This window comes from Bacteroides sp. An19 (assembly GCF_002160215.1).
GTDB classification, from domain to species: domain Bacteria; phylum Bacteroidota; class Bacteroidia; order Bacteroidales; family Bacteroidaceae; genus Phocaeicola; species Phocaeicola intestinalis.
Window position 1 is genome coordinate 1 of record NZ_NFKD01000096.1, and the last position, 9,428, is coordinate 9,428.

9 protein-coding genes are annotated in these 9,428 nt (G+C 47.0%); 8 read left to right on the forward strand and 1 reads right to left on the reverse strand.

The window, feature by feature from the left end:
* Positions 1–59 precede the first annotated feature (59 nt).
* From B5F25_RS19880 to B5F25_RS19910, 7 genes are all read left to right on the forward strand, one after another.
* Complete coding sequence (locus tag B5F25_RS19880) at positions 60–413, forward strand: hypothetical protein (RefSeq protein WP_087251610.1); 354 nt, start codon at positions 60–62, stop codon at positions 411–413.
* Between the two features lie 79 nt (positions 414–492).
* Positions 493–1,251, forward strand: coding sequence for a DUF3944 domain-containing protein (locus B5F25_RS19885; protein WP_162614463.1), 759 nt, complete (start codon positions 493–495; stop codon positions 1,249–1,251).
* On the forward strand, positions 1,223–2,005 hold the full coding sequence (locus B5F25_RS19890) for a M48 family metallopeptidase (RefSeq protein ID WP_087251612.1): 783 nt from the start codon (positions 1,223–1,225) through the stop codon (positions 2,003–2,005). Before B5F25_RS19885 ends, B5F25_RS19890 begins: the two co-directional genes overlap by 29 nt.
* 21 nt (positions 2,006–2,026) lie before the next feature.
* On the forward strand, positions 2,027–2,569 hold the full coding sequence (locus B5F25_RS19895; RefSeq protein ID WP_087251613.1) for a hypothetical protein: 543 nt from the start codon (positions 2,027–2,029) through the stop codon (positions 2,567–2,569).
* 3 nt (positions 2,570–2,572) lie between these two features.
* Complete coding sequence (locus B5F25_RS19900) at positions 2,573–3,352, forward strand: tetratricopeptide repeat protein (RefSeq protein WP_087251614.1); 780 nt, start codon at positions 2,573–2,575, stop codon at positions 3,350–3,352.
* 29 nt (positions 3,353–3,381) lie between these two features.
* A complete protein-coding gene (locus tag B5F25_RS19905) occupies positions 3,382–3,612 on the forward strand; it encodes a hypothetical protein (protein ID WP_087251615.1) in 231 nt (76 codons plus the stop codon).
* Positions 3,599–4,318 carry a hypothetical protein gene (locus tag B5F25_RS19910; RefSeq protein WP_087251616.1) on the forward strand — a complete coding sequence of 240 codons (720 nt, stop codon included), beginning with the start codon at positions 3,599–3,601 and terminating at the stop codon, positions 4,316–4,318. Before B5F25_RS19905 ends, B5F25_RS19910 begins: the two co-directional genes overlap by 14 nt.
* A 90-nt stretch (positions 4,319–4,408) precedes the next feature.
* Here the strand turns inward: B5F25_RS19910 and B5F25_RS19915 are convergent, their stop codons facing one another.
* Positions 4,409–6,139 (reverse strand): ATP-binding protein, encoded by a 1,731-nt coding sequence (locus B5F25_RS19915; RefSeq protein ID WP_087251617.1) that lies wholly within the window; start codon positions 6,137–6,139, stop codon positions 4,409–4,411.
* A 589-nt stretch (positions 6,140–6,728) separates the two neighbouring features.
* Between B5F25_RS19915 and B5F25_RS19925 the strand changes: the two genes are divergently transcribed.
* Positions 6,729–9,272, forward strand: coding sequence for an adenosylcobalamin-dependent ribonucleoside-diphosphate reductase (locus B5F25_RS19925; protein ID WP_087251618.1), 2,544 nt, complete (start codon positions 6,729–6,731; stop codon positions 9,270–9,272).
* The last annotated feature ends 156 nt before the right edge of the window (positions 9,273–9,428 follow it).

The window sequence follows — 9,428 nt, forward strand, 5'->3', positions numbered from 1 at the left end:
GGCTAACTCCCGTCAAGGCACGGAAACTTTTGCTGTTGTCTTTATGGTCGTGGTAATTCATGTCGCAAAGGTACGCGTATGCGCGATATATAACAAATCTAAATTACATAAACTCTAATTATGAATATATCAATTGCCTGGTTCATGCCAAAGACCCTCGTGCCATTCAGGCGATAGACGATGAGTTGGACCGGCTGGATGCACTGAAGGAGGAAGAATTTACGGAAGAAACCTTCAGCTATTATTGTTTCCTGCTCCGCAGGCGTGCGTATGTCCTTACGGATATGAACCGGCTGGATGAAGCGGAAGAATTGCTAAAGAAGTTATTAAAGACCGATGACCGTACTGAGTATATCCAAGGGGAATTGGATTATATCAAACAGTTACGCGAAGAACAGCAAGAGAAATCATAAAAATCCTTTCCCATCGGACAGCTTTTGTCTTAGTCCCTGCTTTCCTTTGCATTATCAAACTAATAAAAACATTAAAGATATGAAAGAAGACAGGGACTTGCAGTTTTTAGCGTCTTGCAAAAGCGAGGACTTGAAGACGCTGGTGGATATGATGACATCCGATAAGGACGGGAATGTGCGTTTGTCGGAACAGTTGACAAATACGGACGCTTACTTGCGGTATTACCCCGACCGTCTGCCTTGTATGTGGCAGGAGATTGCCAACGAGTTGCAACGCTTTGGTGGCAATACGATAGTGAATGTGTTCCGCAAGGGAGGTGTGCGCTATCGGGAGATATTGCAGGATGTGTGCCGGAAGATGGAGGTTTGGTTTTCCGATTTGGAAGAGACCGCAGAGATAGAAAGACATTTGCTGGAAAAGGTCTGTATGGAAACGGTAAGGCGTATGCCGGAAGAAGAGTTGCGGCAGATGGCGGAACAATTGGACATTGGTGAGAAGCATCCGCAGAAATTTATGTTAATGTTTGCCCTCCAGATGGCGATACGGAAAGGGGGCGTGCTGTTTACCCGCATTGCGCTTTATGTAGCGCAGATGATTTCGAAGATGCTGTTAGGCAGGGGTATATTGATGTTTGGTGGTAATTTGCTGAATAAGGCGTTCGGCATTTTAGGCGGTCCGATAGGATGGGCGGTCACTTTAGGTTGGGCGGCTTTCGATTTGGCTTCGCCGGCCTACCGGGTGACGATTCCCTGCGTGATACAAGTGTCGTGCATGCGTTTGCGGTTCATGGAAGAAAGGAGGATTGGTCATGAGGGCGCAAGACATTATGCATCCTGAAGATGCAAAAGCGATACAGTTGATAAAGAGTGTGCCAGGCTGTGAAAGATTGGTCCGTAAGTTCATGAAGTGGGGTTACGAAGCCCAATACCGAGGAGAGAATCTGGCGAATATGATAAGAGTCACCTCAAGAAATTATCCGGATATCTATGCCGTTTTTAAAGAAGTGACGGGACAAGTCGGCATCACGGAACCAGAACTGTATGTCTATAACAATCCTATGATAAACGCTTATACTTACGGAGAGACCCGTACGTTCATCGCCTTATCCAGCAGTTTGGTGGAGCGGATGAGCAAGGAGGAATTGAAGGGGGTTATCGCTCACGAGTGCGGTCATATCTTGTGCCGGCATATGTTGTATCTCACGATGTATGAGACGCTGAAAGAGATGGGCATGTTTTTAGGCTTGATACCTTGGATGATGTTTTCGCCGCTTTATCTGGCTTTGCAATATTGGAACAGGAAGAGCGAACTTTCAGCCGACCGTTGTGGGGCAGCAGTCGTTGGCGAAGAAACCTATCAGTCGGTATTGATAAAGTTGGCATCGGGAATGAAAGAAGACTCCCGCCAGCCGGACTGTCTGGTGGAACAAGGAAAAGCGTATGAGGCACTGAAGCACTCTTCGCTTTGGAACCGGATACAACAGGAGTATCAGTGTATTTTTTATTCGCACCCTCAATTGTGTGTGCGGGCATTGGAACTGGACCGTTGGAAGGTTTCGTATGCTTACCGTAGCCAGCGGAACAGGTATTAATCAACTAAACTCAGCAGTGATATGAACAAGGCGATAACTTCTTTTTGGAGACGGCTGTTTTTCCGTTATGACGTTAGCCGGATGCGCAAGGCGGTGGTGGATTATCTGACCGCGGAAGGCATACAGGCGGAGGTGAAAGACGGTATGATACAGGTGCTGTTTGAAGACTATTATTATAATGTGGAGTTCGACTTGGACGGGGAATATCCTCGGTGTGACATTTCATTTCGGCTGAAGGATGAAATGTACGAAAAGCTGGATTTGCCGCGTAAGACTTTCATTGCGGATAAAGTCAATACAGACGAGGAGCGTTTGTCGACACTAAAGGCATTCGGTGACGTGTTAATTGTTGACGCGCATTTCTACTTTGCCAATCGCAAGATGCTGCTTTCGCTTTTCTATGAATATTTTGCGGATGTAAAACATGCCGTAGACGATATGTGCGATTTGTTGCAGAACGAATTGAGAGAAAAAGAAGAGAAACGCCCAATCGGGTTCACGGCAAGTCCGGTTGTTTCTAAAGAGGAAGCTAAGGTAGCGGCTTGCAATAAAAAAACAGAATGAGTTATGATACGAGGAATAACATTATTTATTTGCACTGAGTGTAAGAAAGTTTTTTGGGCACCGGATGTGGAATATGATGCAATGGTCTATTCCGTTCCGATGCCTTGTGAACGGTGTGGGAGCATACGTACCATGCCGATGAAGTTGGATCCTTTTCATTCAGATAAATTGAATCCGAACAAGCCGTTGGAGAAACAATTGTGCTATTATTCAATCTATGAGAGTATTTGGAAACGTATAGGGAGGCCGGACATAGACGGTACGGCCGATGAGCAATACCGCACCGGGATGATGTTTCTGAACGGAGAGGCATGGAGTATGCGTAATTCTGAAGTCGCCTTTTATTGGTTTATGAAAGCAGCTAAACGTGGACATGCACAGGCGCAGTATCAGGTGGGCGCAATGTTAGATCGCATGCGTTACAGGTATAAATATGATAAATATCTGGAAGAACCACCTTTTTGTTGCACGTCGTATGCGGAGGGAACGGTTTACCAATGGATAAGCAAAGCGGTCGGGCAGGGCTTACCGGAAGCGATGTGTTACTTGGGAAACATGTATCGCATAGGCAACTCAGTTGAGAAGGGTTTTGAAAAAGCGTTTGAGTGGCACCAAAAAGCGATTGTGTCCGGTTGTGTGGAAAGCGAATACGCCTTGGGCTGTATGTATGAGCGAGGCGAAGGTGTACAACCGGACTTGCAAAAAGCTGTCCGCTGGTATGAGGAGGCGGCTAAGCAGAGGCATGTGAAGGCACAGGCTGCTTGCAGGCGGCTGAAAGAATAGGAGAAACACTTTCTTAAAAAACAATAACTATGGTACGAGGAAAAACATTATTCATCTGCACCGAGTGCAAGAAAGTCTTTATGGCACCGGATGTGGAATACGGTGCAATGGTCTATTCCGTCCCGATGCCTTGCAAGCGTTGTGGAAGCAGACGTACGTTGCCTGTATTCCAATTGTTGGCTTATCCGGTGTATAAAGGCATATGGGAAACGATAGAAAGGGAAAAGAATGAAAAAAACGATAACAATGAAAATAGATAAAGATGATCTCCTTTTTGGGGCCATCATCGGCGGATTAGTGCTTTGCAGTCCGTTTATTGCCATGTATCATATAGGTAAATGGATTTATAGCAAAACACCCAAAAAGATTAAAGAGCAAAAAGCAGAAGAGAAAAAACGGGAGGAGATGAACAGGGAGATACATGAGTTGGAAAAGCAACTGGGACTTGCGGAACGTGATGACAGCTATATGCACTATGATCCTCTGTACATCGGCAATACACAGGAAGGTAGGGAAGGTTATTGGTCGGATTTGAAAAAGAAAGCTGCTTCGGGTTATAAGAGCCCGGACTTGATATGGATGATTAAAGAAACGAAAGGTGGAATTTGTGCACCGAGGTTCGGTTATGGAGATTGTCAGGTCTTGTTGCTGCTGCAGAAAGACTGCTACGACATTCTTGGTTGCGTACCTATAGAAAGAGGGTCATTGGAACATATAGGGAATGGCAGTGAAGGGTCGGGAAAATTGCCAAGAGCTGACCGCTATGTGAAGGCATCTTACGAAATGATGACTTTTTCAAACGACTATGCAGTGCGGCTTCAGACGCTGTCGGAATGCGGGAATTATCAGGATTATTATGTTTATGCGGTTCCGGGAAACTTCCAATTCTCTGATGTGGAAACGGGGATGGATGAACGGTTAAAAAAGTTTATAGCAGATTTCCAACGTAAATATAAGAAGCAATGAAGAAAGACAAATATTATTATATGGTCTTGAAAGTTCAAGAGGAATATTTCCTGAATTTCGTATGACCATACTGCAGGCATCGCCCATATTTTATTCCCGTTCCACTTCTTCCAGTCCTATTAAGTCGTATCCTTTGATTTGGGCAACGATAAGATGCAATGTGGTTCCTTGGATGAGTGTTTGCACTTTGGGACCGGAAGCGTAGTCTTTCACTTGCTTTATGGCTTCCGTCCGTTGTGCTTCCGCTCTCTCATCGGTAGCTGTGGCAGGCAGGTATTTCAATTCTAAAATATAGCTGTGCTTTACCATGGGCCAACGTACCAGGTCGGGCATGAGGAAGAAATCGCAATAACCGTGATTCAATTCCACTTCGGGGGCGGTCAGGTAGTAAGGGTTCAAGCTGAGGTAAGCATTCATAAAACCTTGCAAGTTCCGTTCACCTTCTATCAGGCTGCGGATGGCGGTGGTGTCATGATATGCTTTGAAAATATGTTCCAGCATGGGATGCCAATTCCCTTTGAAAGCTGCGTCGGTATAGCTGCGAAGCAACGGAGAAAGGTTTATCGGGTGTACCTTTTTGTATTCGTTCAATAAGAAATCGTAATATTGCTTCCGTACGTTGTTGTTCGGGATGCCCAGTTCTTGCTCGATTCCGTAAGTTCCCGTGATGGTCAGCATGCCGTAATAGAATAACAGGCTCTTGAATATTTCCGGGTCGGTCAGTCGGGATGCCGGGAATGAATTGGCTACGATGCCGGTAGTTGTTCCCTTTTCTGCCACTTCCAATAATACGCCTTTGCGATCACCGTCTAACTGGTCTAACTTAATCAGCTTGTCCAATTTCGTGTAATCTGTACACGTGTTGCGGTCTACCATTTCTTTAGGGGCACATCCGTGTTGGATATAGTAATTCAAATAATAAGTAACCATATCGCAGTTAAACATCTTCGGGTCTGTATAGACTACCTCTTCTGAAAAGCAATATCCGTCGTACCAGGGTTTCATTTCTGCTATCAGATGTTCTTCATCGGCTTTTAATGTACCCGCAGACTGGTAGTAACGGATCATTTCGCGCACGTCTGTTTCGCTGAACCCTAACATCCGGTTGAAGCGGGCATCCATCGTGATGCTGGTGGCGATGTTGTAACCGCTGGTCACGTCATCTAAGGTCACGGGACTGACTCCCAGCATCAGGATACGGTCGAAGTTGCCTTTAAATTTCTTGAATACATCACGGTAGAAGCCGCTGGCGTGGGTTATGGCATGATAAATGGCTTCACCTTCTTCGTTCAGTATGGTATTGGTGAAATTGTCGTATTCGTCTACTATCAGATACAGTTTATGGTTGCGTGCGCTGGCTGCTGCAATGATAAGGGCGAACTTGGTGTTTGCGTCTTGCGCTCCTCTTATTCTTTCTACAAAGTCGGCGGGATAATAGGCGGCATAACGTTCTGCAAAATCGTCTAACCGCACTCCGAAGTAGCGGTTGAAATTCAAAGGGAGTGCATCTGCATTTCCTCCGACTTGCGAGAAGTCTAAGTGCAGCACTTGAAATTTGCCTTGCCATTGGGTAGGATGGTCTGCTACCCAAAGCCCTTTAAACAGTTCTCTGAAATTTTCTTTTTCGTTGATGTCGTAATAATAGCGGAGCATGGACAGGAAAAGGCTTTTCCCGAAATGGCGCGGGCGGATAAGGAACAGGAAACTCGCCACATCTTCCATGCGTTGGATATAGGCACTTTTGTCTACATAATAATAATTTTCTTTCCGGATCCGCCGGAAGTCTGATATGCCGTAAGGGAGGAGCTTGTATGTATTCATATTATTGCCGCATTGATACCTTTTGTTTTAGTGATGTTGTAACTGAGCGCTATCGTTGCAAAGGTAGCATTTTCTTTTGAAACGTCCAATACCGGAAGAGCTTGTTCTTTATATGAAATGAGGTCATTCCGGAAAAAGTCATGAGTGGTTATGCTGTATGAATCTGCGAGATTGCAAGGATGATTCATGCATATATGTGCATAAGCCATTTCAATTATATGCGGACATGAAGGAAGATAGTCGCGTTGTGCCGGTCACGTAGAAGCATTGGCGCGAGGGTGGGCTTCTTTGTCTATATTAATGGGAATGTTTTTGCAAAGTAATCGTGTGTGCGGACGAGCCGGACAAGGTGGTTTTCTTGCTTGTGTAGCTTGTCTTGATTTCTTTGTTAGATAAACTATGTTAAAACTATAGTTCTCCCAAAAAGAAAACTTACAAGATGCTTGTGTGTTAATAAAGTTCTGTGAATCAGTTTGTTAAGATTTTGTTTTGGAAAACTTTCTTTTTTGTTTTGCAGATTGGAAAAACATCTTTAGCTTTGTACCACCTTATGAAAGACGATAGATTTTAATCAAAATACTCATTAATCGTGGAAAATCAGACGTTCAGTTACGACGAAGCATATAATGCCTCGTTGGATTATTTCAAGGGAGACGAGCTTGCCGCCCGCGTGTGGGTGAACAAGTATGCCGTAAAGGATTCTTTCGGCAATATTTACGAGAAATCTCCCGAAGATATGCATTGGCGTATCGCGAATGAAGTGGCACGTATCGAAGCCAAGTATCCGAATGGGTTGAGCGCAGAAGAGCTGTTCCGCCTGTTTGATCATTTCAAGTACATCATTCCGCAGGGAAGCCCGATGACGGGCATCGGAAACAATTATCAGATTGCGTCCTTGTCGAACTGCTTCGTAATCGGGCTGGACGGAGCTGCCGATTCGTATGGGGCCATCATCCGCATCGACGAGGAGCAGGTGCAGCTGATGAAGCGCCGCGGAGGGGTAGGGCACGACCTGTCGCACATCCGCCCGAAAGGTTCGCCGGTAAAGAACTCGGCGTTGACTTCTACCGGGCTGGTGCCATTTATGGAGCGTTATTCCAACTCTACGCGCGAGGTGGCGCAAGACGGACGCCGCGGGGCGCTGATGATGACGGTATCTATCAAGCATCCCGACTCGGAAGCTTTCATCGATGCCAAGATGACCGAAGGAAAGGTTACGGGAGCCAATGTGTCGGTGAAGCTGGACGATGAGTTTATGGAAGCTGCCGTGGAAAACCGCCCGTATGTGCAGCAGTTCCCTATCAGTTCGCCTCATCCGATGGTGAAGAAAGAGATTGACGCTTCGGCTTTGTGGAAGAAAATCGTGCACAACGCGTGGAAGTCGGCAGAGCCGGGCGTGTTGTTCTGGGACACGATTCTCCGCGAGTCGGTGCCCGATTGTTATGCCGACTTGGGTTTCCGCACCGTGTCTACCAACCCGTGCGGCGAAATCCCTCTGTGCCCGTACGATTCTTGCCGTCTGCTTGCCATCAACCTGTATTCGTATGTGGTCAATCCGTTTACTCCGGAGGCTTATTTCGATTTCGATTTGTTCAAGAAGCACGTGGCTTTGGCACAGCGCATCATGGACGACATCATCGACCTGGAGCTGGAAAAGATAGAGAAAATCATGGAAAAGATAGATTCCGACCCCGAAAGCGAAGAAGTGAAAGGTACGGAGCGCCATTTGTGGGAAAAGATTTACCGCAAGTCGGGCATGGGACGCCGTACGGGCGTGGGCATCACTGCCGAAGGCGACATGCTGGCGGCTTTGGGATTGCGCTACGGGACGGAAGAGGCAACCGAGTTTGCCGAACGGGTGCAGAAAACCATTGCGCTGGAGGCATACCGTTCTTCGGTTGTTATGGCAAAGGAACGTGGCGCGTTCGAGATTTACGATACGGAACGCGAGAAGGACAATCCGTTCGTGAACCGCTTGCGTGAAGCCGACCCCGGGCTTTATGAGGAGATGAAGAAGTACGGCCGGCGTAACATCGCGTGCCTGACCATTGCTCCTACGGGGACCACCAGCCTGATGACGCAGACCACTTCGGGCATTGAGCCGGTGTTTATGCCGGTTTACAAGCGCCGGCGCAAGGTGAATCCGAATGACGAGAACGTGCGCATCGACTTTGTGGACGAAACGGGAGACGCTTTCGAGGAATACCTGGTGTTCCATCACAAGTTCCTGACGTGGATGAAGGTGAACGGTTATGACCCTGACAAGCATTACACGCAAGAGGAAATTGACGACCTGGTGGCGAAATCTCCTTATTATAAAGCGACTTCGAACGACGTGGACTGGCTGATGAAGGTCAAGATGCAGGGACGCATCCAGAAATGGGTGGACCATTCGATTAGCGTGACCATCAATTTGCCGAACAACGTAGACGAAGAGTTGGTGAACCGTCTGTATGTAGAGGCATGGCGGTCGGGCTGCAAGGGATGTACGGTGTACCGCGACGGTTCGCGTGCAGGCGTGTTGCTTTCTGCCAAGAAGAAAGACGACAAGAAAGAGGAAGAATGCCATTGCAAGCCTCCTCAGGTAACGGAAGTCCGCCCGCGTGTGCTCGAAGCCGATGTGGTGCGTTTTCAGAACAACAAGGAGAAATGGGTGGCGTTCGTCGGTCTGCTCGACGGTTATCCTTACGAAATATTTACCGGTCTGCAAGATGATGACGAGGGCATTGTATTGCCGAAATCGGTAGTCCGCGGCCGCATCATCAAGAATTATGACGAGAACGGCGTGAAGCGTTATGATTTCCAGTTCGAGAACAAGCGTGGGTATAAGATGACGATTGAAGGATTGTCCGAGCGCTTCAACAAGGAGTATTGGAATTATGCGAAACTGATTTCAGGCGTGTTGCGCTACCGGATGCCTATCGAACAGGTTATCAAGTTGGTCAATTCGCTCCAGCTCGATAGTGAGAATATCAATACGTGGAAGAACGGTGTGTCGCGTGCATTAAAGAAATATGTGCTCGACGGCACGGAAGCCAAAGGCGTGAAATGCCCGAATTGCGGCAATGAGACTTTGGTTTATCAGGAAGGTTGCCTGATTTGCAAGACTTGTGGTTCTTCGCGTTGCGGATGACTTTGCTTTTCACCACAGATTACGCAGATTTATAAAAAATGCCAATCAGGAGTTAAAAGGGAGTTATAGGTAGTTATCGCCCGCCGGTGCGGGCTGGGAGTTAGATGCCAATACCTTTTTGCGCCGCTTCTGTAGAGACGATGTGCACATCGTCTC

Excerpts from the sequence above, each read along its gene's own strand:
- B5F25_RS19880 (WP_087251610.1), top strand. The coding sequence starts at position 60 with ATGTCGCAAAGGTACGCGTATGCGCGATATATAACAAATCTAAATTAC.
- B5F25_RS19885 (WP_162614463.1), top strand. The coding sequence starts at position 493 with ATGAAAGAAGACAGGGACTTGCAGTTTTTAGCGTCTTGCAAAAGCGAG.
- B5F25_RS19890 (WP_087251612.1), top strand. The coding sequence starts at position 1,223 with ATGAGGGCGCAAGACATTATGCATCCTGAAGATGCAAAAGCGATACAG.
- B5F25_RS19895 (WP_087251613.1), top strand. The coding sequence starts at position 2,027 with ATGAACAAGGCGATAACTTCTTTTTGGAGACGGCTGTTTTTCCGTTAT.
- B5F25_RS19900 (WP_087251614.1), top strand. The coding sequence starts at position 2,573 with ATGATACGAGGAATAACATTATTTATTTGCACTGAGTGTAAGAAAGTT.
- B5F25_RS19905 (WP_087251615.1), top strand. The coding sequence starts at position 3,382 with ATGGTACGAGGAAAAACATTATTCATCTGCACCGAGTGCAAGAAAGTC.
- B5F25_RS19910 (WP_087251616.1), top strand. The coding sequence starts at position 3,599 with ATGAAAATAGATAAAGATGATCTCCTTTTTGGGGCCATCATCGGCGGA.
- B5F25_RS19915 (WP_087251617.1), bottom strand. The coding sequence starts at position 6,139 with ATGAATACATACAAGCTCCTCCCTTACGGCATATCAGACTTCCGGCGG.